Below are 22,945 nucleotides of genomic sequence, written 5' to 3'. Positions count from 1 at the left end.
TTATTTTTATAGTAGAGACGCACTGCAGTGCGTCTCTACCACAATACGTTTTTAAAATTGAATTAATCTCGAATCAAAGGCAAGGTCGAACAGCGCAATAGCCCTTCTTGTTTTGCAATTTCGGCATAAGGAATTTCTTCTACCAGAAAACCGTTTGCTCGCAACCAATTGTTCAGTCGGGTGAAATTTCTTTCGGAAACCACAACAGTGGTATCGATAGAAAAAATATTAGAATTCATGTGATACATTTCGTCTCTAGTGACGTGAAATAAATTTTCTTTCCCAAAAAGATTAACCAGAAATAAATAATCGGCTTCTTCTCGAAATCCATTTTTGTATATAATCCCTTTATTAATTCCAACAGGCTGAAAACAACAGTCTAAATGCAAGGCATTATCCCTCGCTTCAATTTTAGACTTTACTAGGTCAAACCCCTTTACAATTTTAGTAGGAAACAGGTCTTTGATGTACTGCACACCCTGAAGATTCGTCCGTGCTGTAATATAATCCTGGTAATCACTTCCTTTATATGTACCAACGAAGATATAGTCATTCCACAACATCACATCCCCTCCTTCTATGTGTACTTCTTCTGGGGGGCGCACTACTTTTTGAGAATCAATTTGGTCTATTACGTACTGAATCGCGTCTAATTCCCGCTCGCGATCCGGCAATATATTCGATTTTACAAAAACATCTCCAATTACAAAGCCAATATCTCTGGTAAATATTTGATTGTAATTTTCAATCATTTCAGGACGAAACACCGTTACATCATATTTTTCAAAAACCCGATTGAAGGCTTCCATTTCTCGAACCATATCTATCTCGATCGGATAAGTCCCTGCCAATATATGCTCTAACGATTTTGGATCATAGGCCTCTTCTCGTTTTGGCGTTGGCCCGTTATGTACTGCAGAACCCAAAACAACTGCCCTTAGTCTTGAAGTTTCATTATTTACATTTAATTCTAACATGTATCTTTAACTTTTAGCAAATATAAAAAAAGCTTCACAAATTTGTGAAGCTTTTTATCTTTTATCTTTTATCAGAGGTCTTGAATTCTCGCAAAGGATGTCCTGTGTAAATTTGTCTTGGTCTTCCGATAGGCTCTTTATTTTCTCGCATTTCTTTCCATTGTGCAATCCAACCCGGCAAACGCCCTATGGCAAACATAACCGTAAACATATCGGTAGGAATTCCTAGCGCTCTGTAAATAATTCCAGAGTAGAAGTCTACATTAGGATATAAATTTCTTGATTTGAAATACTCATCTTCCAAAGCCGCTGCTTCTAACTTTTTAGCAATAGCAAGAATTGGGTCTTCAACTCCTAAAGTTGCTAAAACTTCATTTGCTGCTTTTTTGATGATTTTTGCTCTTGGATCAAAGTTTTTATAGACTCTATGTCCAAAACCCATCAATCTAAAAGGATCATTTTTATCTTTGGCTTTAGCCATATATTTATCTGCATCACCGCCATTTCTATGGATTTCTTCCAGCATTTCAAGAACTGCCTGATTGGCACCTCCGTGCAAAGGACCCCAAAGAGCTGAAACTCCGGCAGATATTGATGCAAACAATCCCGCATGTGAGGAACCCACCATTCTAACGGTAGAAGTGGAACAGTTTTGCTCATGATCGCCATGAAGTATAAACAACTTGTCTAATGCATCTACTACCACAGGGTTTGGCGTATACGGCTCTGTAGGCAATTCAAACATCAAATGCATGAAATTCTCCACATACCCTTTAGTGTTATCATAATAATTCAAAGGATAACCCATACTTTTTCTGTAGGTCCAAGTGGCAATAACCAGGAATTTCCCCATGGTTTTACAAACTGCTTCATACATTTCTTTTTCATTCTCTACATTAACCGATTTAGGGTTGAACGCAGTCAATGCACTCGTCAAAGCAGCTAAAACACCCATTGGATGGGCTGTTTTTGGAAAACCATCAATGATGTTTTTCATTTCTTCATTGACCAGCGTGTATTTTCTGATATCCGTTTCAAATTGCGCCAACTGTTTAGTAGTAGGCAATTCTCCAAAAATTAAAAGATAAGACACTTCAAGAAAATCAGCTTTTTCTGCTAAATCTTCAATAGCGTATCCTCTGTAGCGAAGAATTCCTAATTCTCCGTCCAGAAAAGTAATATCACTCTTACAAGAACCTGAATTTTTATAGCCCGGATCAAGAGTAATTATACCGGATAAATCACGTAATTTGTTAATATCGATGGCAACTTCATTTTCGCTACCTACTACTATAGGCAGTTCAATTTTTTTTCCGTCGATTTCTAATGTTGCTGTTTTTGACATAATATATTTGAAAATAAACTTTTAAAATAATAATTTATCAAATCTAGGGAATTAAACACTAATTAAAAAGAGAATAATACAATGAAAATGTTAAATATTACCAAAAAAAAGCCATTCACACGAAGTGAATGGCTAAAAAAGATAGTGTTAGAACTTATTTTATTTTAAAAGCGTTTTTTCCCGGAAAATAAGCGGTATCGCCTAATTCTTCTTCAATTCGCAATAATTGATTGTATTTAGCCATACGGTCTGAACGAGAAGCAGAACCGGTCTTGATTTGTCCACAATTCAATGCTACTGCTAGATCTGCAATAGTATTGTCCTCCGTCTCTCCGGAACGGTGCGACATTACCGAGGTAAAGCCTGCGTTTTTAGCCATATTGACCGCTGCAATAGTTTCAGTCAAAGTACCTATTTGGTTTACTTTAACCAAAATTGAATTTGCAATTCCTTTTTCGATTCCTGTTGACAATCGTTCCACATTAGTAACAAATAAATCATCCCCTACTAATTGTACTTTATTACCAATTTTATCCGTCAGGTATTTCCAACCATCCCAGTCATTTTCATCCATTCCGTCTTCGATAGAGATAATAGGGTAATTAGCTGCTAATTCAGCTAAATAATCAGCTTGCTCCTCTGAAGTTCTAATTTTACCCGTTTCGCCTTCAAATTTCGTATAATCGTATTTTCCGTTTACAAAAAATTCAGAAGCCGCACAGTCTAAAGCCACCATGATTTCGTCACCAAAAGTATAACCAGCAGCCTCAACTGCTTTTTTGATCGTGTCCAATGCATCCTCTGTACCACCGGCAAGGTTTGGCGCAAAACCACCTTCATCACCAACAGCTGTACTTAAACCTCTATCATGTAATACTTTTTTAAGGCTATGAAAAATCTCAGTCCCCATTTGCATTGCATGCGTAAAAGAAGTTGCTTTAACTGGTATGATCATGAATTCCTGAAACGAAATTGGCGCATCAGAATGTGAACCTCCATTGATGATATTCATCATAGGAACGGGCAATGTATTCGCAGAAACACCGCCTACATATCTATACAAAGGCAATCCTAATTCATTTGCTGCCGCTTTGGCAACAGCCAAAGACACACCCAAAATTGCATTTGCTCCCAAGTTTGATTTATTAGGCGTGCCATCTAAATCAATCATCATTTGATCAATAACATTTTGTTCAAAAACGGAAACTCCAAGAAGTTCTTCCGAAATAAGGGTATTCACATTTTTCACCGCATTCAAAACTCCTTTACCAAGAAAAGCTTTTCCTCCGTCACGTAACTCCACTGCTTCATGTTTACCGGTAGAAGCTCCAGATGGAACTGCTGCTCTTCCTAAAACACCATTGTCTGTAATTACATCTACTTCAATTGTAGGATTTCCTCTTGAATCAAAAATTTGTCTTGCGTGAATTTTGATAATTATACTCATATTTTCTAATTTTTATTTAGTAATACAAATATATTCTATCTTTTGTAATGACATTATGAAAATAATGAATGTTATTAACGAAAACGTTATAATTATTTTAGAAATAACACTTTTCTACTTTATTAAAATTTTATTTTGCAGTATCAAATTAATTTTACTTTTTTCATTATATATTCGTGAAATTATATTCACTTTTGAAAGTGCTTTTTTTCTTTAAAATTTACAGTCAAGATGCGTATTGCATCGAGACAGCGCAAAATAGGACTAAAATATCATAGATAGTAGTATAAAAATTATTTTTCGCATAAAAAAAGGCCTGACTTTATGATTAAAGTCAAACCCTTCTGTTTTAAAATTTTGACAATTAAATAACTGTCTTTATCCTTTAATATTTTCAATAAACTGATCAAATAAATACGACGAATCATGGGGCCCAGGACTTGCTTCAGGGTGGTATTGAACAGAAAAACAATTTTTGTTTTTCATGCGCATCCCTGCAACAGTTCCATCATTAAGATGAAGATGCGTAATTTCAAGATTTGGATGATTGTCCAATTCCTCTTTATTAACCGCAAAACCATGATTTTGAGAAGTTATTTCCCCTTTTCCAGTGATGATATTTTTTACAGGATGATTTATTCCTCTGTGCCCATTAAACATTTTATAAGTAGAAATTCCATTAGCAAGACCAATTATTTGGTGTCCAAGACAGATTCCAAATAAAGGTTTATCATTGTCAAGAATTTCTTTAGCCACTTGAATCGCACCCGAAAGAGGCTCAGGATCCCCGGGACCATTAGATAAGAAGTATCCATCCGGATTAAATGCAGCTAAATCTTGATACGAAGAATCAAAAGGAAATACTTTGATATAACAATCTCTTTTAGCCAGATTACGAAGGATATTCATTTTTATTCCTAAATCAAGTGCTGCGATTTTATACGTTGCCTTCTCCTCGCCAAAAAAATAAGGTTCCGTAGTAGAAACTTTAGATGCTAATTCTAAACCCTTCATATCAGGGACTTTTGATAAAGCCATTTTTAGTTCTTCTACTGAGGTATCATCTGTACAAATTACAGCATTCATAGCACCGTTGTCACGAATATAACTAACCAGGGCACGCGTATCTACATCAGATATACAGATCAAGTTTTGTTTAATAAAATAATCTTCTAGACTCCCTGAAGCATCGGAACGAGAATAATTAAAGCTAAAATTTTTACAAACCAACCCGGCAATTTTGACACTACCTGATTCTATTTCTGAATCGTTTACTCCATAATTTCCAATATGAGCGTTCGTGGCAACCATTAATTGTCCAAAATAAGAAGGGTCAGTGAATATTTCCTGATAACCTGTCATTCCGGTGTTAAAACAAACTTCCCCAAAGGTAGTTCCGCTGATTCCAATAGATTTACCATGGAATATGGTTCCGTCACTCAATAAAAGAATGGCGCTTTGTCTTGTTGTATATTTCATTCGTTGCTATCTAATGTTATTTTAATAGTCTCATGGAACTCGCAAAGCGGGTTTCATATATAGTTAAATATTGTGCAAATTTAATTGTTTAAAGCAATGGATGCAAGTTTTTGAAATTTATTGTATAATAAAAATTCTACCCTAGAGCCCTGATGATCTTGGAGCGTCTGGAGGCATCTTTTTGATTTTTCTTTAAAAGCAAAAGATACAGTGAACAGCAAGACAATTCACTATTAAATAATACGTTTTTTGTTCCGAAAAAATCAAAAAAAAAGGATAAACTATAAATAGCTTATCCTTAATTTTTATTGAATGATTATTTTCATAATTACTCAGCAGCTGTCTCTGCAGTTGGTTCACTTTCAGCAGCTGGAGCTTCAGTAGCCTCATCTGCTTTTTTAGCTTTCCCACCACGACGGCTTTTTGCTTTTTTAACTTCTTTTTTACCCCCATTGTAAAGTTCATTGAAATCTACTAACTCGATCATTGCCATATCAGCATTATCTCCTAAACGATTCCCAACTTTAATGATACGCGTGTATCCACCTGGACGGTCTCCTACTTTAGCAGCTACGTCTCTGAACAAGTCAGTTACCGCATATTTGCTACGTAAGTAAGCAAAAACGATACGACGATTGTGAGTCGTATCTTGTTTTGATTTTGTTATTAAAGGCTCAACGAATTGTTTAAGCGCTTTTGCTTTAGCAACAGTAGTGTTAATACGTTTGTGCTCTATAAGAGAACAAGCCATATTAGCTAACATAGATTTTCTATGTGCAGTCTGTCTGCTTAAGTGATTGAATTTTTTTCCGTGTCTCATGACGTGTTTTTTTATACTTTCATCTTGATGCTATCCATTTTGGAGATCAAAATATGAAGTAATTTATTCTTTATCTAGTTTGTATTTTGCTAAATCCATACCGAAGTTCAAATTTTTAACTGCAACAAGTTCATCAAGTTCAGTTAAAGATTTTTTACCAAAATTACGGAATTTCATTAGGTCATTTTTGTTGAACGATACTAAATCACCAAGTGTATCAACTTCAGCCGCTTTCAAACAATTTAATGCTCTTACAGAAAGATCCATATCAACAAGCTTAGTTTTAAGCAATTGTCTCATGTGTAATGACTCTTCATCATACGATTCTGTTTGTGCAATTTCGTCAGCCTCGAGTGTAATTCTTTCGTCAGAGAACAACATGAAATGGTGAATCAAAACTTTAGCAGCTTCAGTAAGGGCATCTTTTGGATTGATAGAACCATCAGTTTTAATTTCAAAAACTAATTTTTCATAATCTGTTTTTTGCTCTACACGGAAGTTTTCAATTGCATACTTTACATTTTTTACCGGAGTAAAAATTGAATCTGTAAAAATAGTTCCAATTGCAGCATTCTGTTTTTTGTTCTCTTCAGCAGGAACATATCCTCTACCTTTTTCGATCGTTAAATCGAAATTAAGTTTAATTTTAGGATCTAAATTACAGATAACTAGTTCTGGATTCAAAACTTGGAAACCTGAAATAAATTTTTGAAAATCACCAGCTGTTAATTGATCTTTACCGGAAACAGAAATAGTAACTGATTCATTATCAATATCTTCAATTTGTCGTTTGAAACGTACTTGTTTAAGATTAAGGATAATTTCGGTAACGTCCTCAACAACTCCTGAAATAGTAGAAAACTCATGATCTACACCTTCAATACGAACAGATGTAATAGCATAACCTTCTAATGCTGAAAGCAAAACTCTTCTAAGTGCATTACCAACGGTCAATCCGTAACCCGGTTCTAAAGGTCTAAATTCAAATTTACCTTCAAAATCGGTTGAATCGATCATGATAACTTTATCGGGCTTCTGAAAATTAAATATTGCCATAAATTTCGACTAAGTCAATTATTATTTGTTGTACAACTCTACGATTAATTGTTCTTTAATGTTTTCTGGGATTTGAAGTCTAGCTGGTACAGAAACGAAAGTACCTTCTTTGATATCATTATTCCAAGTAATCCATTCATAAACATGACTTGAATTAGACAAAGAACGTTCGATTGCTTCTAAAGATTTAGATTTTTCACGAACTGCAACTTTATCACCAGGTTTAAGGTGGTAAGAAGCTATATTTACAACGTCACCATTAACAGTGACATGTCTATGAGAAACAAGTTGTCTAGCTCCTCTTCTTGAAGGGGCAATACCCATTCTAAAAACAACGTTATCTAATCGTGCTTCACATAATTGTAAAAGAACTTCACCAGTAACACCTTTAGTTGCTGATGCTTTTTTGAATAAACCTCTGAATTGTTTTTCTAAAATTCCGTAAGAATATTTAGCTTTTTGTTTTTCCATTAACTGGATAGCAAATTCAGATTTTTTTCCTCTTTTTTTAGCCATCCCGTGTTGTCCGGGTGGATAATTTCTTTTTTCGAACGCTTTATCGTCTCCGAAAATTGCCTCGCCGAATTTACGGGCGATTCTTGTACTTGGACCAGTATATCTTGCCATTTTAAATTGTTTAAGATAGAGATTATGAATTCAGGTCTTATCCTTCGATAATCGGTATTCTATCTAGGTTATACTAAAAAAATATTATTAAACTCTACGTCTTTTTGGAGGACGACATCCGTTGTGAGGCATTGGAGTAACATCGATAATCTCAGTCACTTCAATTCCACCGTTATGCAAAGAACGGATCGCAGACTCACGTCCGTTTCCTGGTCCTTTAACATACACTTTAACTTTTTTAAGTCCTGCTTCAAGAGCTACTTTACTACAATCTTCTGCTGCCATTTGGGCTGCGTATGGAGTATTCTTTTTAGAACCTCTAAAACCCATTTTACCAGCTGAAGACCAAGAAATAACTTCACCTTTTTTGTTAGTCAAAGAAATGATGATATTATTGAAGGTAGCAGAAATATGAGCTTCTCCCGTTGATTCAACGATAACTTTACGTTTTTTTGCAGTTGCTTTAGCCATATTACTTATTATTTAGTTGCTTTTTTCTTGTTGGCAACAGTTTTTCTTTTACCTTTTCTTGTTCTGGAGTTATTCTTAGTTCTTTGTCCTCTTAATGGAAGACCAGTTCTGTGACGAATACCTCTGTAACACCCAATATCCATTAGACGTTTGATGTTTAAAGAAACTTCTGAACGCAATTCTCCTTCAATTTTGAAAGTGGACACTGCTTCACGAATCGCTCCGATCTCATCATCATTCCAGTCTTGAACCTTTTTATCTTGGCTTACTTGAGCTTTTTCTAAAATCTCAATAGCTCTACTATTTCCTAATCCGAAGATGTAGGTAAGTGCTATAACACCTCTCTTATTTTTTGGGATATCTACCCCTGCTATTCTTGCCATAATTATCCTTGTCTTTGTTTAAATCTAGGATTCTTTTTGTTTATTACGTACAATCTCCCTTTTCTTCGCACAATTTTGCACTCGGGACTTCTCTTTTTTACTGAAGCTCTAACTTTCATTTTGAATATCCTTTAATATCTATAAGTAATTCTTGCTTTTGACAAATCGTAAGGGCTCATTTCTAGTTTCACTTTATCACCAGGTAATAATTTGATATAATGCATACGCATTTTTCCAGATATATGTGCAATTACTATATGTCCATTCTCTAACTCTACACGAAACATTGCATTTGATAATGCTTCAATGATCGATCCGTCTTGTTCTATTGCTGATTGTTTTGCCATAAAGTTAAGCTACTGCTTTTCTATTTTTACCACTTTTCATTAAACCATCATAATGCTTATTTAGCAAATATGAATTGATTTGCTGCATTGTGTCAATGGCAACACCTACCATAATTATCAATGAAGTACCTCCGAAAAACATTGCCCAGGATTGTTGAACATCCATAACACTTACAATTATCGCCGGGAACACGGCAATCAAAGCAAGAAATAAAGATCCTGGAAAAGTTATTAAAGACATCACCTTATCAAGATAATCAGAAGTTTCAACTCCTGGTCTGATACCCGGTATAAAACCACCGCTTCTCTTTAAATCATCAGACATCTTGTTAGTAGGAACTGTGATTGCAGTATAAAAGAAAGTAAATACAATTATTAACGTTGCAAAAACTAAATTATACCAGAAACCAAACATATTACTAAAAGCGCCAACGATTGACTGCGAAGCATCTGATTTAGACAGCCCTGCCAAAGCAGCTGGAATGAACATAATTGCTTGAGCAAAAATAATTGGCATCACCCCAGAAGCATTAAGCTTTAAAGGGATCCACTGTCTATTTCCACCTAACATGTCTTGTTCAAAATCCCCTGAAGTAGTACGTCTGGCATATTGAACAGGAATTCTCCTAATCGCCATAACCAACAATACACAACAAACAATAACCAATAACCAAATGATAATTTCGATAACTAACAACATCGGACCACCGTTATTATTAGTCACTCTCGTGGTAAATTCTTGGATGAATGCCTGAGGCAATCTTGCCAAAATACCCACCATAATCAACAAAGATATACCATTTCCTATTCCCTTATCTGTAATTTTTTCTCCTAACCACATCGCAAAAATTGTACCTGTGACTAAAATAATTACTGACGAAAATAAGAATTCAAATGAATTGAATCCCAATAAAAATGCATTACTAGGTAACGTTCTATATAAATTGTAGATGTAAGTAGGACCTTGAACCAAGGTGATACCAATAGTCAACCAACGTGTAATTTGATTAATTTTTTTTCTACCGCTTTCTCCATCGCTTTGAAGTTTTTGCAAGTATGGAACCGCAATTCCCATCAACTGAACAACAATTGAAGCAGAAATGTAAGGCATTATTCCTAAGGCAAAAACAGAAGCCTGTGAAAAAGCTCCTCCAGTAAACATATCAAGAATTGAACCAATTCCTTCTTTAGTTTGCCCGGCTAAATTACCCAACTGTGTAGCATCAATACCTGGTAAGGTTACTTGAGCCCCAAAACGATACACTAAAAGCAAACCCAATGTAATTAGGATTCTATTTTTCAGTTCTTCGATTTTCCAAACATTACTAATTGACTCAATAAATTTCTTCATATTAATTGAAAAATTACATTGTTACAGCTTCTCCACCAGCAGCTTCAATAGCAGCTTTTGCAGTAGCAGTAAATTTGTGAGCGGTTACTTTTAATTTTGCTGTCAATTCACCTCTACCTAAAATCTTAACGATTTCATTTTTAGTAGCTAAACGATTAGCAACATAAACTGTCATATCAACAGTATCTTTAATAACACCATTATCAACTAATAGTTGAAGTGTATCAAGATTTACACCTTCGTAATCTTTACGATTGATGTTTGTAAAACCAAACTTAGGTACACGTCTTTGAAGCGGCATTTGTCCCCCTTCAAAACCAATCTTTTTAGAATAACCAGAACGAGATTTGGCTCCTTTGTGACCTCTTGCAGAAGTACCACCTTTTCCAGAACCTTCTCCTCTACCTAACCTTTTATTTTGATTGTGTGTAGCACCTTCAGCAGGTTGTAAGTTACTTAAATTCATAACAGTATTTGTTATTTAGCTTCTTCAACAGAAACTAAGTGTTTAACTTTATTTATCATCCCAAGGATTGTAGGGTTTGAATCATGCTCTACAACTTGTCCCATTTTACGTAGACCTAAAGCTTCCAAACCTCTCTTTTGAGTAAGAGGACAGTTGATTTTGCTTCTAACTTGTTTTACTAATAATTTAGCCATAATTTCCTTGAATTAACCTTTAAAAACTTTTTCTAAAGAAACGCCTCTTTGTTTTGCAACAGTATAAGCACTTCTCATTTGTAATAAAGCATCAAAAGTTGCTTTTACCACGTTGTGAGGATTTGAAGATCCTTGAGATTTAGATAATACATCATGAATTCCTACTGATTCAAGAACTGAACGAACAGCTCCACCAGCAATAACTCCTGTACCATGAGAGGCAGGAATTAAGAATACACGTGCACCACCAAATTTACCTTTTTGTTCGTGAGGAACTGACTGACCATTCAAAGGAATTTTTACTAAATTTTTCTTAGCATCTTCTACTGCTTTCGCAATTGCTTCAGAAACATCTTTAGATTTTCCTAATCCGTGTCCAACCACTCCGTTTTCATCACCTACAACTACAATAGCAGAAAAACCAAAAGCTCTACCACCCTTTGTAACCTTAGTAACACGATTTACACTTACCAAACGATCTTTTAATTCAAGACCACTTGGTTTTACTAACTCTACATTCTTGTATTTACTATTAGACATACTATATTAGAATTTAAGTCCAGCCGCTCTTGCGCCTTCCGCTAATGATTTAATACGTCCGTGATATAAATAACCTCCTCTATCGAAAGTTACTACGTCTATCCCAGCTTTTAAAGCTTTTTCAGCAACTAGTTTTCCAACTGCTGTAGCAACTTCAATGTTCGTACCGTTACCTATTTCTTTTTCTCTTGAAGAAGCCGCCAATATAGTAACTCCGTTTACGTCATCAATAAGTTGCGCGTAAATTTCTTTGTTACTTCTAAATACAGATAGTCTTGGATTAGTAGCAGTACCACTAATTGTTTTTCTAATTCTGAATCTAATTCGTTGTCTTCTTTCAGGTTTTGTTAATGACATAATCTTATTTTTTAAGCTGATTTACCTGCTTTTCTTCTTAATACTTCCCCTACAAACTTAACACCTTTTCCTTTATACGGCTCAGGCTTACGGAAACCTCTGATTTTCGCAGCTACTTGCCCTAAAAGTTGTTTGTCAAATGATGTTAATTTCACGATAGGGTTTTTACCTTTTTCAGATATTGTTTCTAAAGTCACTTCTGGAGCAATTTCTAAAACAATATTGTGAGAATAACCAAGTGCTAAATCTAATTTTTGTCCTTGATTTGAAGCTCTGTAACCAACTCCTACCAATTCTAATGACTTAGTAAAACCATCTGTTACACCGATAATCATGTTATTGATCAAAGATCTATACAAACCGTGTTTTGCTCTTTGGTCTTTGTGATCAGAAGATCTTTCTACTTGAACTAGATCCCCTTCAACTGTAACAGTAACGTCCGAAAACTCCTGAGTTAGTTGACCATTTTTTCCTTTTACTGTAATAATACCATTTGCAACTTCAACAGTTACACCAGCAGGGATTACAACCGGACTTTTACCTATTCTTGACATCTTATATAGTCTTTAAATTAGTATACGTAACAAATTACTTCACCACCTACATTCAATTGCTTCGCTTTTTTTCCTGTCATCAACCCTTTAGAAGTAGATACAATAGCGATGCCTAATCCATTAAGGATTCTAGGAATGGTAGAAGAACTTGAATATTTACGTAAACCTGGTTTACTAATTCTTTGGATATCTTTAATTACGGACTCTTTAGTATCTTTATCATACTTCAAAGCAATTTTGATTGAACCCTGAACAGCGTTGTCTTCAAATTTGTAACTCAAGATATAACCTTGATCAAATAAGATCTTAGTTATTTCTTTTTTTAGATTAGATGCAGGAATCTCAACGACTTTGTGGTTTGCAGCCACAGCGTTTCTAACTCTCGTCAAATAATCTGCAATAGGATCTGTATACATGTGTATTGATTTGCGGCAACGGTTTTCGACAAAGTATTTGTCGAACCTGAAACCAATTTATAAATTTCTATAATCACAAATTTCAAATTACGAATTACTTTTTAAAAGGTAATTCATAATTTGAAATTCATAATTGAATTTTACCAAGATGCTTTTTTAACACCTGGTATCAATCCGTTATTTGCCATTTCACGAAATGTAACACGTGAAAGACCGAATTGACGCATATACCCTCTTGGTCTACCTGTTAATTTACAACGATTGTGCAAACGAACTGGTGAAGCATTTTTTGGCAACTTTTGCAAACCTACGAAATCTCCAGCTTCTAACAAAGCTTTTCTTTTCTCAGCATACTTAGCAACTGTTTTTTCTCTCTTAACCTCGCGGGCTTTCATTGATTCTTTAGCCATGTCTTAATTCTTTTTAAAAGGTAAACCTAGTTCAGCCAATAATGATTTTGCTTCCTTGTCTGTTTTTGCAGTAGTTACAAAAGAAATATCCATACCTGAAATTTTGTTAACTTTATCAATATCAATTTCCGGGAAAATGATTTGCTCCAAAACTCCAAGGTTATAATTTCCTCTTCCATCAAAACCAGTAGCTTTAATACCACTGAAATCCCTTACACGTGGTAAAGCTGAAGTAATAAGTCTATCTAAAAACTCATACATTCTTTCTCCACGCAAAGTAACTTTTGCTCCAATAGGCATCCCTTTTCTCAATTTGAATGACGCAACGTCTTTCTTTGAAATAGTAGATATTGCTTTCTGTCCAGTAATCTTTGTCAACTCATCAACCGCGTAGTCGATTAGTTTTTTATCAGATACAGCTGCACCAACTCCTTTACTTAAAACGATTTTTTCCAATTTTGGAACTTGCATTACGTTTACGTATCCGAATTCCTCTTTAAGAGCAGCAATTACTCTGCTCTTATATTCTTCTTTTAGTCTAGGTATATACTCCATTACTATAGTACTTGATTAGATTTTTTTGAAAATCTTACTTTCTTATCTCCTTCTACTCTAATACCAACTCTTGTTGTTTCCTTAGTTTTAGGATCAATTAAAGAAATATTAGATATTTGTATAGAAGCTTCCTTCTTTACGATACCACCTTGAGGGCTTTTTGCACTTGGTTTCGTATGTTTCGATACCATGTTAACACCTTCAACAATCGCTTTGTTTTTCTCACGGTAAACACGTAATACTTTACCTTCAGCACCTTTATGGTCTCCAGCAATTACTCTTACTATATCACCTGATTTTATTTTTAGCTTTATCATCTTAAAACGAATTAAAGCACTTCTGGTGCTAATGATACAATTTTCATGAATTGTTTTTCACGAAGTTCTCTTGCTACCGGACCAAAAACACGAGTTCCTCTCATTTCACCAGCAGCATTCAATAACACACATGCGTTGTCATCAAACCTAATGTATGAACCATCGGCTCTTCTTACTTCTTTTTTGGTACGTACAACAACTGCAGTTGAAACAGCTCCTTTTTTAACGCTTCCGTTGGGAGCAGTATCTTTGATAGAAACTACAATCTTGTCACCAACAGAGGCATACCTTCTTTTGGTACCTCCTAAAACACGGATAGTTAAAACTTCCTTTGCTCCAGTATTATCTGCTACTTTTAGTCTTGATTCTTGTTGTACCATAATTATTTAGCTCTTTCTAAGATTTCAACTAACCTCCAACATTTGGTTTTACTTAAAGGACGCGTTTCGCTAATCCTTACCGTATCTCCAATGTTACAGTCGTTCATTTCGTCGTGTGCGTGATACTTTTTAGTTTTCAACACGAACTTACCGTATAATGGGTGTTTTACTTTACGCACTTCTGCAACAACAATAGATTTATCCATTTTGTCCGAAGTTACAACACCAACTCTTTCTTTTCTTAAATTTCTTTTTTCTTCCATCTTTCAGCAGACTACAGTTATTGTCTTTTAGTAAGTTCAGTAGCTAATCTTGCAACTGTTCTTCTTACACTTCTAATTTGAAGTGGGTTCTCAATTGGTGAAATAGCGTGAGCCATTTTTAGATCAGCGTATGTTTTCTTAGTTTGGCTAAGCTTTTCTTGCAACTCTGCTGCAGAAAGATCTTTTATTTCTGATTGTTTCATAATATAATATAGATTATGCTTCGAAATCTCTAGCAACGACGAATTTAGTTTTTACTGGAAGCTTTTGAGCTGCAAGACGTAACGCCTCTTTAGCAACTGACAAAGGAACTCCTCCAACTTCAAACATAATCCTTCCGGGTTTAACAACGGCAGCCCAATACTCAACTGCTCCTTTACCTTTACCCATACGTACCTCAAGAGGCTTCTTAGTAATTGGTTTGTCTGGAAATATTTTGATCCATAACTGCCCTTCTCTTTTCATAAAACGAGTTGCAGCGATACGTGCAGCTTCTATTTGACGAGAAGTTAAGAACATTCCATCTTCATGTACAGATTTAATACCAAACATTCCATTAGAAAGTTCATGTCCTCTTTGAGAATTCCCTTTCATTTTACCTTTTTGTACCTTACGGTATTTTGTTCTTTTAGGCTGTAACATTTTTCTTTAATTTAAAAATTTACTTTCGTTTACGAGCGTCTGGTTTACCACCTTTATTAAAAGGCTTTCTGTCTCCTCTAGGAGAATCGCCACCTTTACCACCAGCACCAGATTGTTTTTTGTCCATTCCGGCAAGTGGAGAAAGATCTCTCTTTCCATAAACTTCACCTTTCATGATCCACACTTTGATCCCCATTCTACCATAAGTAGTATGAGCTTCTGCCAAAGCATAATCAATATCAGCTCTGAAAGTTGATAGAGGAATTCTACCTTCTTTGAAACCTTCTGAACGAGCCATCTCAGCACCATTCAAACGACCAGAAATCAAAACTTTGATACCTTCTGCGTTCATACGCATAGAGGCGGCAATTGCCATTTTGATTGCACGTCTGTAAGAAATTCTGCTTTCGATTTGACGACAGATGCTGGTAGCAACTAGATACGCGTCAAGCTCAGGTCTTTTGATTTCAAAGATGTTGATTTGAACCTCTTTGTCAGTAACTTTCTTAAGTTCTTCTTTCAACTTGTCTACCTCTTGTCCACCTTTCCCGATAATAATACCCGGTCTGGCTGTAGTGATAGTAACGGTTACAAGTTTCAAAGTTCTCTCGATGATTACTTTTGATACACTAGCTTTTGATAAACGAGCATGGATGTACTTTCTGATTTTATAATCTTCGGCAAGTTTATCACCGTAATCATTTCCACCATACCAGTTTGAGTCCCATCCTCTGATGATACCAAGTCTATTTCCAATTGGATTTGTCTTTTGTCCCATCTTTATTAAATTGCTTGTGTGTTATTAATAGATCCAAGCACGATTGTAACGTGATTAGAACGTTTTCTTATTCTGTGTGCACGACCTTGTGGAGCTGGACGAAGTCTTTTCAACATCATTCCACCATCTACTGTAATCGTTTTTACAAATAAACCTGCTTCTTCCATATTAGCGTCAGGGTTTTTTGCTTGCCAGTTGGCAATTACAGACAAAACCAATTTTTCTAATTTTCTTGAAGCTTCTTTAGAACTAAATCTTAAGATGTTCAATGCTCTTTCTACCTTCTGACCTCTTACCAAGTCCGCTACTAAGCGCATTTTTCTAGGTGAAGTGGGGCAGTTATTCAATTTTGCGAAAGCAATAGACTTATTAGCCTCTTTTCTCGCATCTGCTGTTTCTCTTTTACGAACTCCCATTGCTTCTTATTTTTTACCTTTATTTTTTGCTCCAGCATGACCTCTAAAAGATCTAGTTGGTGAAAATTCTCCTAATTTGTGACCTACCATGTTTTCTGTTACGTAAACTGGTACAAATTGACGACCGTTATGAACTGCGATAGTTTGCCCAACAAAGTCTGGAGTAATCATAGAAGCTCTAGACCATGTCTTAACAACTCCTTTGTTTCCACCTGCAATGTTTTCTTGAACTTTCTTGTCTAACTTATAATGAACGAAAGGTCCTTTTTTTAATGAACGTGCCATATCTTATTATTTCTTTCTACGTTCTACGATATACTTGTTACTCGGGTTTTTCTTAGAACGAGTTCTATAACCTTTTGCTGGTATTCCATTTCTTGAACGTGGATGTCCACCAGAAGAACGACCTTCACCACCACCCATTGGGTGATCGACAGGGTTCATCGCTACAGGTCTTGTTCTAGGTCTTCTACCTAACCATCTTGTTCTACCAGCTTTTCCTGATACAACTAATTGATGGTCTGAATTAGAAACCGCTCCAATTGTAGCCGAACAAGTCAACAAGATCAATCTTGTTTCACCAGAAGGCATTTTGATTGTTGCGTATTTTCCATCTCTTGCCATTAATTGAGCAAATGTTCCAGCAGAACGAGCTATTACAGCTCCTTGACCTGGTCTCAATTCGATACAAGAAATAACAGTTCCTAATGGAATTCTACTTAAAGGTAAAGTATTACCAATTTCAGGTTGAGATTCTGGACCAGAAACTAATTTCTGACCAACTTTCAATCCGTTTTGAGCAATAACATACGTTTTCTCTCCATCAGCATACGCTAACAAAGCGATAAATGCAGTACGATTCGGATCATACTCAATTGATTTTACCGTAGCAGGAATTCCTTCTTTAGTACGTTTAAAATCAATGATACGATATCTCTGCTTGTGACCACCACCCGTATAACGCATGGTCATCTTTCCTTGACTATTTCTACCACCAGAGTTTTTTATCGGCGCTATCAAAGAGCGTTCCGGCTTATCAGTTGTAATGGCGTCATAACCATTCACAACTCTAAATCGCTGACCTGGGGTAATAGGTTTTAATTTTCTTACTGACATTTTTCTATCTTAGATATTGTTGTAAAAATCAATTGTTTCTCCTTTTTGTACTTGAACAATTGCTTTTTTAGTTGCATTCGTCTTTCCACTTATTAAACCACTTTTAGTGTATTTAGTAGTTCTATCTGGCCTTACATTCATCGTATTGACACTTAAAACAGTTACTCCATAAGCAGCCTCAACAGCTTTCTTAATTTGCACTTTGTTTGCTTTTTTATCAACAACGAATCCGAAGCGGTTTAAAACTTCACTTTCTTTGGTTACTTTTTCCGTTACTATAGGCTTAATTATGATGCTCATATCCTATTATTTACTTAAATTTTCTTCAATTATCTCCAAAGAACTCTCTAAAAGCACTAAATTATTAGCGTTTAATATAGCGTAAGTGCTTAATTCTAAGCTACTTACTACGCTAGAGCCTTTTAAATTGCGTGACGACAAATATACATTTTTATTTACATCACCCAACACAAACAGAGATTTTTTATTTTCTAACTCTAAAGCTTTCAAAACGTTGATGAAATTTTTAGTGTTTGGTGTTTCAAAATTAAAGTCTTCAAGAACGATAATATTCGATTCTTTTGCTTTAATAGAGAAAGCAGATTTTCTAGCCAAACGTTTCAAGCTTTTATTCAATTTAAATGAATAACTTCTTGGTCTTGGTCCAAAAACTGTTCCACCACCTTTAAACAATGGATTCTTTGCACTACCCGCACGAGCAGTACCAGTTCCTTTTTGTTTTTTAATCTTACGCGTACTTCCCGCTACTTCAGCTCTTTCTTTAGCTTTGTGCGTTCCCTGTCTTTGATTAGCAAGATATTGCTTAACATCAAGGTATACTGCGTGATTGTTTGGTTCTATACCAAATACTGAATCAGAAAGTTGCACTTTTCTTCCAGTATCTTTTCCGTTGAAATCTAATACTTTTGCTTCCATTACTTCTGAATGATTACATAAGAGTTGTTACATCCAGGAATACATCCTTTAATAACAAGTAGGTTCTTTTCAGCCACTACTTTTAAAACTCTAAGGTTTTGAACTTTTACATTGTCTCCTCCCATACGTCCAGCCATACGCATTCCTTTGAATACTCTGGATGGATAAGAAGACGCTCCTACAGAACCCGGCGCTCTTAAACGGTTGTGTTGACCGTGAGTTGCTTGACCAACACCACCAAAACCGTGACGTTTAACAACCCCTTGAAAACCTTTACCTTTAGATACACCTTGCACATCTACAAATTCTCCTTCAGCAAAAATAGAAACATCAATAAGATCCCCTAATTTTTGTTCTGTTGCGAAATCTTGGAATTCAACGACTTTTTTCTTAGCTACAGTTCCCGCTTTTGCAAAGTGACCTAAAGCCGCTTTTGTGGAATGTTTCTCGTTTTTGTCATCGAAACCAAGTTGCAACGCTTCATACCCGTCAACACCTTTGGTTCTGACTTGGGTAACAACACATGGTCCAGCTTCGATTACTGTACAAGGAATATTCTTCCCGTTTTCGTCGAAAATGCTAGTCATGCCGATTTTTCTACCAATTAACCCAGACATAATTATTAATTATTAATTATTAAATATAAATATAGAACGCAGCTTTTAACCAAATCCTATTTTTTAAGTGGGTGCAAATGTATAACTTATTTACACACAAACCAAAAAAATAATTTTCGATTAAAAACAGCGTCCTTTTCTTACTAGTAAGCTACTTAAACTTTGATCTCTACTTCAACACCGCTAGGCAATTCCAGTTTCATCAAGGCATCAATAGTTTTTGATGAAGATGAATAAATATCAATCAATCTCTTGTATGACATTACTTCAAATTGCTCTCTTGCTTTTTTGTTAACGTGTGGAGAACGTAATACTGTGAAAAGTTTTTTGTGAGTTGGTAATGGTATTGGACCTGTAACAACTGCTCCTGTACTTTTAACTGTTTTTACAATCTTTTCAGCAGACTTGTCTACTAACATGTGATCGTAAGATTTTAGTTTTATTCTGATTTTTTGACTCATTTTCTTAAAGATTAAGCGTTTCCTTTTGCTTTTTTGATAACTGCTTCCGAAATATTCGAAGGAGTTTCAGCGTAATGTGAAAATTCCATTGTTGATGTTGCACGACCTGAAGATAAAGTTCTTAAAGTAGTAACATAACCAAACATTTCTGATAATGGCACATCGGCTTTAATGGTTTTAGCACCCGCTCTATCACCCATATCATTTACCTGACCTCTACGACGGTTGATATCACCTACGATATCTCCCATGTTTTCTTCAGGTGTAATCACTTCCATTTTCATGATTGGCTCTAATATAACAGCACCAGCTGCTTTAGCTACCTCTCTATACCCCATTCTTGCTGCAAGCTCAAAAGAAAGTGCATCAGAATCCACAGGGTGGAAAGACCCATCCAATAAAGTTACTTTCAAACTATCTACTTGATATCCTGCTAAAGGACCAGTTTTCATAGCTTCTCTAAAACCTTTTTCTACAGATGGTATATATTCTTTAGGAACGTTACCACCTTTGACAGCATTAACGAACTGCAATCCAACAGGAGCTTTACCATCAACTTCATCAGCTGGCTCTAATCTAAATACGATATCACCGAATTTACCACGACCACCAGATTGTTTTTTGTACGTTTCTCTGTGTTGAGCAGACTTTGTAAATGCTTCTTTGTATTCAACTTGAGGCTCACCTTGGTTTACTTCAACTTTGAATTCACGTCTCATTCTATCAACTAAGATGTCCAAGTGAAGCTCACCCATACCTGAGATAATAGTTTGCCCAGAAGCTTCATCTGTTCTAACCGTAAATGTAGGATCCTCTTCAGCTAATTTAGCCAAAGCCATACCCATTTTATCTACGTCAGCCTTAGTTTTAGGTTCAATTGCAATACCAATAACCGGTGCTGGAAATTTCATAGACTCAAGAATAATTGGGTGTTTTTCATCACACAACGTATCTCCAGTTTTGATATCTTTAAATCCAACTGCCGCTCCAATATCACCCGCTTCGATATAATCGATTGGATTTTGTTTGTTTGCATGCATTTGGTAAATACGAGAAATTCTTTCTTTATTTCCTGAACGTGTGTTCAAAACGTAAGAACCCGCATCTAAACGTCCTGAGTAAGCACGGAAGAAAGCTAAACGACCTACGAATGGGTCAGTAGCAATTTTGAAAGCTAAAGCAGCAAATGGCTCTTTAACATCGGGCTTACGCAATATTTTAGTTTGATCTTCTTCTAACAATTCAGCATCATCAGGATGAATTCCTTCAATACCATCTTTATCCATTGGAGATGGCAAATATTTACATACTGCATCTAACATGAATTGAACTCCTTTATTTTTAAAAGAAGAACCAGCGATCATAGGAATGATAGCCATATCCATTACAGCAGCTCTCAATGCAATATTGATTTCTTCCTCTGTAATAGAGTTTTCATCTTCCATGAATTTTTCAAGTAAAGTCTCATCATAATCAGCTACTGCCTCAATAAGAATCGATCTGTACTCCTTCACTTCTTCAAGCATATCCTCTGGAATAGGCACAATATCATACGTTGCTCCTAAACCTTCTTCATGCCATACTATAGCTTGATTTTTAACTAAATCCACAACACCTCTGAAATCATTTTCTTCACCAATAGGCAAAGTGATTGCAACTGCGTTTGATTTCAACATATCTCTTACTTGTTGACAAACCATCAAAAAGTTAGATCCTTGTCTATCCATTTTATTAACGAATCCAATACGTGGCACCCTGTATTGATCTGCCAATCTCCAGTTCGTTTCTGATTGTGGCTCAACACCATCAACAGCACTAAATAAGAAAACCAAACCATCAAGAACACGCAAAGAACGGTTTACTTCAACTGTAAAGTCAACGTGTCCCGGTGTATCGATAATATTGAAGTGATAAGGAGCTGTTTCAGATAAAACTTTACCTTGTTCAGTTGGAAAATTCCATTCACAAGTTGTAGCTGCAGAAGTAATTGTAATACCTCTTTCTTGCTCTTGTGCCATCCAGTCCATTGTTGCAGCACCATCGTGTACTTCACCAATTTTGTGTGATTTTCCAGTGTAGAATAATATACGCTCTGTTGTTGTTGTTTTACCAGCATCAATGTGAGCAGCAATTCCTATGTTTCTTGTATATTTTAGATCTCTAGCCATTTCTTAAGAATTAAAATCTAAAGTGAGAGAATGCTTTATTAGCTTCTGCCATTTTGTGAGTATCCATTCTTTTCTTAACAGCAGCTCCTTCTTCTTTAGCCGCAGCTAAACATTCTGAAGCTAACCTTTGAGCCATCGATTTTTCGTTTCTTCTTCTAGAATAAAGAATTAACCATTTCATCGCCATAGAAATTTTTCTGTCTGGACGAATTTGCATCGGAATTTGGAATGTAGCTCCACCTACTCTACGACTACGTACTTCTACGTGAGGCATAACATTGGTTAAGGCATCTTTCCAAATTTCTAATGATGGTTTCTCCGCATCTTGTTTTTTAGACTCAATGATGTCAATTGCATCATAAAATACTTTAAACGCTGTCGATTTTTTTCCATCCCACATTAAGTTGTTCACAAAACGTGTTACCAGTTGGTCATTAAACCTAGGATCTGGTAAAAGTGGTCTCTTCTTTGCCGCTCTTTTTCTCATGTCTTTTTTTTAATAAAACGTCATACTAATATAGTCGCGACGAATCGCGGCTTTACAAGAATAACTTTTTAAATTACTTTTTTGCTTCTTTTGGGCGTTTTGCTCCGTACTTAGATCTTCTTTGCGTTCTTCCTGCTACTCCTGACGTATCAAGGGCACCACGAACGATGTGATATCTAACTCCTGGCAAATCTTTTACCCTTCCACCCCTAACTAATACTATCGAGTGCTCTTGTAGATTGTGTCCTTCACCAGGGATGTAGGCATTTACTTCATTACCATTTGTCAAACGTACACGCGCTACTTTACGCATTGCAGAGTTTGGTTTTTTTGGTGTTGTAGTGTAAACACGCGTACAAACCCCTCTTCTTTGAGGACAAGAATCTAAAGCAACCGATTTACTCTTCTTAGTTATCTGAGTTCTTCCTGTTCTTACTAATTGTTGAATTGTTGGCATAATTAATACTAAAAATTTCTTATTATATTAAATTCCCGCTTTTTACGGGGTTGCAAATGTAGAAAATATTTTTTATTCTACAAACGTTAATCCACTAATTTTCAATAAGATT

The 22,945-nt window shown here is 35.6% G+C and carries 36 protein-coding genes; all 36 read right to left on the bottom strand.

Translation table 11 applies throughout. The annotated features are described in order from the left end of the window. Nucleotides 1-62 precede the first annotated feature (62 nt). The 36 genes from EKL98_RS04325 to rpsL all read right to left on the bottom strand — a co-directional run bounded on the left by EKL98_RS04325 (nt 63) and on the right by rpsL (nt 22,833). Nucleotides 63-977, bottom strand: coding sequence for a dimethylarginine dimethylaminohydrolase family protein (locus EKL98_RS04325; RefSeq protein WP_126561629.1), 915 nt, complete (start codon nt 975-977; stop codon nt 63-65). 61 nt (nt 978-1,038) lie between these two features. Further along, nucleotides 1,039-2,322 carry a citrate synthase gene (locus EKL98_RS04320; protein WP_126458918.1) on the bottom strand — a complete coding sequence of 428 codons (1,284 nt, stop codon included), beginning with the start codon at nt 2,320-2,322 and terminating at the stop codon, nt 1,039-1,041. Nucleotides 2,323-2,476: 154 nt separating this feature from the next. Next, a complete protein-coding gene (gene eno, locus EKL98_RS04315; protein WP_126458915.1) occupies nt 2,477-3,769 on the bottom strand; it encodes a phosphopyruvate hydratase in 1,293 nt (430 codons plus the stop codon). 378 nt (nt 3,770-4,147) lie between these two features. After that, nucleotides 4,148-5,248: a glutamine-hydrolyzing carbamoyl-phosphate synthase small subunit gene (carA, locus tag EKL98_RS04310; protein ID WP_126561628.1), complete on the bottom strand. Its 1,101-nt coding sequence runs from the start codon at nt 5,246-5,248 to the stop codon at nt 4,148-4,150. Between the two features lie 328 nt (nt 5,249-5,576). Further along, nucleotides 5,577-6,068: a 50S ribosomal protein L17 gene (gene rplQ / locus EKL98_RS04305; RefSeq protein ID WP_126458909.1), complete on the bottom strand. Its 492-nt coding sequence runs from the start codon at nt 6,066-6,068 to the stop codon at nt 5,577-5,579. 63 nt (nt 6,069-6,131) lie between these two features. After that, nucleotides 6,132-7,124, bottom strand: a complete 993-nt coding sequence (locus EKL98_RS04300) for a DNA-directed RNA polymerase subunit alpha (RefSeq protein ID WP_126451845.1) — start codon at nt 7,122-7,124, stop codon at nt 6,132-6,134. A gap of 21 nt (nt 7,125-7,145) precedes the next feature. Further along, the gene (gene rpsD / locus EKL98_RS04295) at nt 7,146-7,751 is read right to left on the bottom strand and encodes a 30S ribosomal protein S4 (RefSeq protein ID WP_073210389.1); all 606 of its coding nucleotides are present in this window, start codon (nt 7,749-7,751) and stop codon (nt 7,146-7,148) included. 87 nt (nt 7,752-7,838) lie between these two features. Continuing rightward, the gene (rpsK, locus tag EKL98_RS04290) at nt 7,839-8,222 is read right to left on the bottom strand and encodes a 30S ribosomal protein S11 (protein ID WP_024981527.1); all 384 of its coding nucleotides are present in this window, start codon (nt 8,220-8,222) and stop codon (nt 7,839-7,841) included. An 8-nt stretch (nt 8,223-8,230) separates the two neighbouring features. Beyond that, entirely contained in the window at nt 8,231-8,605 is a 375-nt protein-coding gene (rpsM, locus tag EKL98_RS04285; protein ID WP_091173715.1) for a 30S ribosomal protein S13, read from the bottom strand. 2 nt (nt 8,606-8,607) lie between these two features. After that, nucleotides 8,608-8,724 carry a type B 50S ribosomal protein L36 gene (gene ykgO, locus EKL98_RS04280; RefSeq protein ID WP_008992256.1) on the bottom strand — a complete coding sequence of 39 codons (117 nt, stop codon included), beginning with the start codon at nt 8,722-8,724 and terminating at the stop codon, nt 8,608-8,610. A gap of 12 nt (nt 8,725-8,736) precedes the next feature. Continuing rightward, complete coding sequence (gene infA / locus EKL98_RS04275; RefSeq protein ID WP_007136545.1) at nt 8,737-8,952, bottom strand: translation initiation factor IF-1; 216 nt, start codon at nt 8,950-8,952, stop codon at nt 8,737-8,739. 4 nt (nt 8,953-8,956) lie between these two features. Continuing rightward, entirely contained in the window at nt 8,957-10,303 is a 1,347-nt protein-coding gene (gene secY / locus EKL98_RS04270; RefSeq protein ID WP_126451844.1) for a preprotein translocase subunit SecY, read from the bottom strand. A 13-nt stretch (nt 10,304-10,316) separates the two neighbouring features. Continuing rightward, on the bottom strand, nt 10,317-10,769 hold the full coding sequence (gene rplO / locus EKL98_RS04265) for a 50S ribosomal protein L15 (protein ID WP_126451843.1): 453 nt from the start codon (nt 10,767-10,769) through the stop codon (nt 10,317-10,319). 11 nt (nt 10,770-10,780) lie between these two features. Then, nucleotides 10,781-10,963, bottom strand: a complete 183-nt coding sequence (rpmD, locus tag EKL98_RS04260; RefSeq protein ID WP_027310825.1) for a 50S ribosomal protein L30 — start codon at nt 10,961-10,963, stop codon at nt 10,781-10,783. A 12-nt stretch (nt 10,964-10,975) separates the two neighbouring features. Then, a complete protein-coding gene (rpsE, locus tag EKL98_RS04255) occupies nt 10,976-11,503 on the bottom strand; it encodes a 30S ribosomal protein S5 (protein WP_035668102.1) in 528 nt (175 codons plus the stop codon). 6 nt (nt 11,504-11,509) lie between these two features. Continuing rightward, nucleotides 11,510-11,860 carry a 50S ribosomal protein L18 gene (rplR, locus tag EKL98_RS04250; RefSeq protein ID WP_113636694.1) on the bottom strand — a complete coding sequence of 117 codons (351 nt, stop codon included), beginning with the start codon at nt 11,858-11,860 and terminating at the stop codon, nt 11,510-11,512. 11 nt (nt 11,861-11,871) lie between these two features. Then, nucleotides 11,872-12,414 (bottom strand): 50S ribosomal protein L6, encoded by a 543-nt coding sequence (gene rplF, locus EKL98_RS04245; RefSeq protein WP_126451841.1) that lies wholly within the window; start codon nt 12,412-12,414, stop codon nt 11,872-11,874. 17 nt (nt 12,415-12,431) lie between these two features. After that, nucleotides 12,432-12,830 carry a 30S ribosomal protein S8 gene (rpsH, locus tag EKL98_RS04240; protein ID WP_066081018.1) on the bottom strand — a complete coding sequence of 133 codons (399 nt, stop codon included), beginning with the start codon at nt 12,828-12,830 and terminating at the stop codon, nt 12,432-12,434. A 140-nt stretch (nt 12,831-12,970) separates the two neighbouring features. Next, nucleotides 12,971-13,240: a 30S ribosomal protein S14 gene (gene rpsN, locus EKL98_RS04235; RefSeq protein ID WP_007136553.1), complete on the bottom strand. Its 270-nt coding sequence runs from the start codon at nt 13,238-13,240 to the stop codon at nt 12,971-12,973. 3 nt (nt 13,241-13,243) lie between these two features. Continuing rightward, entirely contained in the window at nt 13,244-13,795 is a 552-nt protein-coding gene (gene rplE / locus EKL98_RS04230) for a 50S ribosomal protein L5 (RefSeq protein WP_126451840.1), read from the bottom strand. A 2-nt stretch (nt 13,796-13,797) separates the two neighbouring features. Then, nucleotides 13,798-14,112 (bottom strand): 50S ribosomal protein L24, encoded by a 315-nt coding sequence (gene rplX, locus EKL98_RS04225; protein ID WP_035668111.1) that lies wholly within the window; start codon nt 14,110-14,112, stop codon nt 13,798-13,800. An 11-nt stretch (nt 14,113-14,123) separates the two neighbouring features. After that, nucleotides 14,124-14,492: a 50S ribosomal protein L14 gene (gene rplN / locus EKL98_RS04220; RefSeq protein WP_026717863.1), complete on the bottom strand. Its 369-nt coding sequence runs from the start codon at nt 14,490-14,492 to the stop codon at nt 14,124-14,126. A gap of 2 nt (nt 14,493-14,494) precedes the next feature. After that, nucleotides 14,495-14,755, bottom strand: coding sequence for a 30S ribosomal protein S17 (gene rpsQ / locus EKL98_RS04215; protein WP_066081027.1), 261 nt, complete (start codon nt 14,753-14,755; stop codon nt 14,495-14,497). 17 nt (nt 14,756-14,772) lie between these two features. Next, nucleotides 14,773-14,958, bottom strand: coding sequence for a 50S ribosomal protein L29 (gene rpmC / locus EKL98_RS04210; protein WP_091203666.1), 186 nt, complete (start codon nt 14,956-14,958; stop codon nt 14,773-14,775). 13 nt (nt 14,959-14,971) lie between these two features. Beyond that, the gene (rplP, locus tag EKL98_RS04205; RefSeq protein WP_007803637.1) at nt 14,972-15,397 is read right to left on the bottom strand and encodes a 50S ribosomal protein L16; all 426 of its coding nucleotides are present in this window, start codon (nt 15,395-15,397) and stop codon (nt 14,972-14,974) included. A gap of 19 nt (nt 15,398-15,416) precedes the next feature. After that, nucleotides 15,417-16,175: a 30S ribosomal protein S3 gene (gene rpsC, locus EKL98_RS04200; RefSeq protein ID WP_126451838.1), complete on the bottom strand. Its 759-nt coding sequence runs from the start codon at nt 16,173-16,175 to the stop codon at nt 15,417-15,419. A gap of 5 nt (nt 16,176-16,180) precedes the next feature. Next, the gene (rplV, locus tag EKL98_RS04195) at nt 16,181-16,591 is read right to left on the bottom strand and encodes a 50S ribosomal protein L22 (RefSeq protein ID WP_007136561.1); all 411 of its coding nucleotides are present in this window, start codon (nt 16,589-16,591) and stop codon (nt 16,181-16,183) included. Nucleotides 16,592-16,597: 6 nt separating this feature from the next. Beyond that, nucleotides 16,598-16,876 (bottom strand): 30S ribosomal protein S19, encoded by a 279-nt coding sequence (rpsS, locus tag EKL98_RS04190; protein WP_007136562.1) that lies wholly within the window; start codon nt 16,874-16,876, stop codon nt 16,598-16,600. Nucleotides 16,877-16,882: 6 nt separating this feature from the next. After that, complete coding sequence (gene rplB / locus EKL98_RS04185) at nt 16,883-17,707, bottom strand: 50S ribosomal protein L2 (RefSeq protein WP_059114053.1); 825 nt, start codon at nt 17,705-17,707, stop codon at nt 16,883-16,885. Nucleotides 17,708-17,716: 9 nt separating this feature from the next. After that, nucleotides 17,717-18,007: a 50S ribosomal protein L23 gene (gene rplW, locus EKL98_RS04180; RefSeq protein ID WP_126451837.1), complete on the bottom strand. Its 291-nt coding sequence runs from the start codon at nt 18,005-18,007 to the stop codon at nt 17,717-17,719. A 6-nt stretch (nt 18,008-18,013) separates the two neighbouring features. After that, nucleotides 18,014-18,643 (bottom strand): 50S ribosomal protein L4, encoded by a 630-nt coding sequence (rplD, locus tag EKL98_RS04175; RefSeq protein WP_091173690.1) that lies wholly within the window; start codon nt 18,641-18,643, stop codon nt 18,014-18,016. Continuing rightward, nucleotides 18,643-19,260 (bottom strand): 50S ribosomal protein L3, encoded by a 618-nt coding sequence (gene rplC / locus EKL98_RS04170; RefSeq protein WP_126451836.1) that lies wholly within the window; start codon nt 19,258-19,260, stop codon nt 18,643-18,645. Before rplC ends, rplD begins: the two co-directional genes overlap by 1 nt. 155 nt (nt 19,261-19,415) lie before the next feature. Then, entirely contained in the window at nt 19,416-19,721 is a 306-nt protein-coding gene (rpsJ, locus tag EKL98_RS04165) for a 30S ribosomal protein S10 (RefSeq protein ID WP_011963470.1), read from the bottom strand. Between the two features lie 11 nt (nt 19,722-19,732). Then, nucleotides 19,733-21,889, bottom strand: a complete 2,157-nt coding sequence (gene fusA, locus EKL98_RS04160; RefSeq protein WP_126451835.1) for an elongation factor G — start codon at nt 21,887-21,889, stop codon at nt 19,733-19,735. A gap of 10 nt (nt 21,890-21,899) precedes the next feature. After that, entirely contained in the window at nt 21,900-22,376 is a 477-nt protein-coding gene (rpsG, locus tag EKL98_RS04155) for a 30S ribosomal protein S7 (protein ID WP_035668130.1), read from the bottom strand. A gap of 73 nt (nt 22,377-22,449) precedes the next feature. Continuing rightward, the gene (gene rpsL / locus EKL98_RS04150) at nt 22,450-22,833 is read right to left on the bottom strand and encodes a 30S ribosomal protein S12 (RefSeq protein WP_007136570.1); all 384 of its coding nucleotides are present in this window, start codon (nt 22,831-22,833) and stop codon (nt 22,450-22,452) included. Nucleotides 22,834-22,945: the final 112 nt, after the last annotated feature.

The sequence above is a fragment of the Flavobacterium bomense genome, from assembly GCF_003970355.1.
The sequence above is the reverse complement of the archived record's forward strand: the minus strand, read 5'-3'. Positions and strand labels throughout refer to the sequence as shown.